Consider the following 2277-nt stretch of genomic DNA (forward strand, 5'->3'; position numbering starts at 1 on the left):
CCTGCCGCCAGCGCCCGACGAACGCCGGCGCCGCGGCCGGGACGTAGCGCATCAGTCCGAGCCGCTCGACCGAGCAGCCCTGCACCGCCACCGGCTCGGAGGTGACCGCCGCCAGCACGTCGCCGGCACGCAGCAGCCCGGCGGAGTAGGCCTGGTCCTCGACGTGCAGCCGCAGGGCGGCGTCGGTCCATGCCGCCACCTCGCCGACCACGTCGCGGAACCAGGTGCCCAGGGTGTCGGCGTTGACGGCGACCGGAAGCTCGACCGCCGAGCGGTGCTCATGGGCGAGCGCGTCGCGCACCTCGTCGTGCAGGAGGCGTGTCTGGCGCGCGAGACGCAGCAGCACCTGGCCGGCCGCCGTCGGCCGGCACGGCGTGGCGCGCTGCACGACGACCTGGCCGACCTCCGACTCGAGCGCCCGGATGCGTTGACTCACGGCCGACGGCGTGACGTGCAGGTGTCGCGCCGCCGCCTCGAACGTCCCGTGGTCGGCGATCGCCACCAACGCTGCCAGCTGGGCGGGCATCAGCTCCATGAAGTGATGCTAATGGTCATGCAGATTCTTTCGCTGGCCTTCATCTGCGCGCCCACCTAGCGTGGCGGTCGTGCTCGACTCCTCCCTCGCCGGCTTCGCGACCGGCCTCTCCCTGATCGTGGCCATCGGCGCCCAGAACGCCTACGTGCTGCGTCAGGGCCTGGCCCGCGAGCACATCGGCGTGGTGGTGGCGATCTGCGCCCTCTCGGACGTCGTCCTGATCTCGGCCGGCGTCGGCGGGATCGGCACGCTCGTCGAGCGGGCACCGTGGGCCCTCGACGTCGTGCGGTGGATGGGCGTCGCGTTCCTCACCTGGTACGGCGTCGCGTCGCTGCTCCGCGCCCGCCGGTCGGACGCGCTGCGGGCGGCGGACCGCGGGTCGACGGGCGTGCGCGGCGTCGCCGTGCGCGCCGTCGCCCTCACCTGGCTCAACCCGCACGTCTACCTCGACACCGTGCTGCTGCTCGGCTCGATCGCCAACCACGAGGGGCCCACCGGGCGCTGGTGGTTCGCCGCCGGCGCCTGCGCCGCGAGCATCGTGTGGTTCTCCGGCCTCGGCTACGGCGCCCGGCGGGCCGGACGGCTGCTGGCCAGCCCTCGCGCGTGGCAGGTCCTCGACGTCCTCATCGGCCTCACGATGCTCGCGATCGCGCTTTCGCTCGCCCTGGGGTGATGTGGCTGGGGTGACGCATCCGACGCACCTCGGCAGGTGCCTGCGTGAGCCGCAGAGACTAGGGTTCGACGGCATGACCGACGCTGCTCCCTCGGGCCAGGACCTGCTGCGCGGGTACGTCGACGTCTGGTGGCAGGCGATCAACGACTTCACCGACCTCCTCGAGGAGCTCGACGAGGCCGACTGGGCCGCGCCGACCGACCTGCCGGGCTGGGACGTCAAGGCCGTCGCCTCGCACATCGCCCACCTGGAGTCGATCCTCTCCGGGGCACCGGAGGAGACCGCCGAGGTCGGCCAGCCCGACCACGTCACGGGCCTGATGGGTCTCTACACCGAGATCGGGGTCGTGACCCGGCGCGATGCCAGCCCCGACGCGATCATCAACGAGATCCGCTCGGCCGCGACGGCCCGGCACACCCACCTGCTCGCCGACCCGCCGACGGATCCCGCGGGCAGGCCCGAGCCGATCTTCGGCGGCGTCCCCTGGGACTGGCGCACCCTGCTGCGCAACCGGCCGCTGGACGTGTGGATGCACGAGCAGGACGTCCGCCGAGCCGTCGACCGCCCGGGCGGCATGGACTCGGCGGCCGCGCGACACACGGCGGAGTACCTCGCGGAGGGCCTCGGCTACGTGCTGGCCAAGCGCGTCGGCGCCCCGCCGGGCACCACCGTGGTGCTCGACCTCGAGGGCAGCGCGCCGTACGCCTTCACGGTCAACGACGCGGGCCGCGGCGAGCGGCTGTCTGTCCCGCCGGCGGACCCGGACGTGCTGCTGCGCATGGACCGCGAGGCGTTCATCCGCCTGGCCGGCGGCCGGTGCGAGCCCGAGCCCGGCACGATGAGCGTTGCGGGCGACGAAGGGCTCGCCGGGCGGATCCTCGACGCGATGGCGACCACCCCGTGAGCCCCGCAAGGGCCGCCGCCGACGCCTGGTCGCTGGCCGACATCCCCGACCAGCGGGGCCGGGCCGTCGTCGTCACCGGCACCACCATGGGTGGGCTGGGGCAGTTCACCGCCCTCGAGCTCGCCCGCCGCGGCGCACGGGTCGTGCTGGCCGGCCGGACCGCTG

At 74.1% G+C, this 2277-nt stretch carries 3 protein-coding genes; 2 read left to right on the forward strand and 1 reads right to left on the reverse strand.

Annotated elements, in window-relative coordinates:
* Positions 1-535, reverse strand: a 535-nt coding sequence (locus Q0L15_RS19705; protein ID WP_296606293.1) for an ArgP/LysG family DNA-binding transcriptional regulator, incomplete at its 3' end; no start/stop codon positions are given.
* A gap of 70 nt (positions 536-605) precedes the next feature.
* Here Q0L15_RS19705 and Q0L15_RS19710 point away from each other — a divergent pair.
* Positions 606-1208 (forward strand): LysE/ArgO family amino acid transporter, encoded by a 603-nt coding sequence (locus tag Q0L15_RS19710; RefSeq protein ID WP_296606295.1) that lies wholly within the window; start codon positions 606-608, stop codon positions 1206-1208.
* 73 nt (positions 1209-1281) lie between these two features.
* On the forward strand, positions 1282-2112 hold the full coding sequence (locus tag Q0L15_RS19715) for a maleylpyruvate isomerase family mycothiol-dependent enzyme (protein WP_296606296.1): 831 nt from the start codon (positions 1282-1284) through the stop codon (positions 2110-2112).
* The last annotated feature ends 165 nt before the right edge of the window (positions 2113-2277 follow it).

Origin of the sequence: Nocardioides sp. (genome assembly GCF_024509035.1) — a bacterium.
In the GTDB taxonomy this organism is placed as follows: Bacteria; Actinomycetota; Actinomycetes; order Propionibacteriales; family Nocardioidaceae; genus Nocardioides.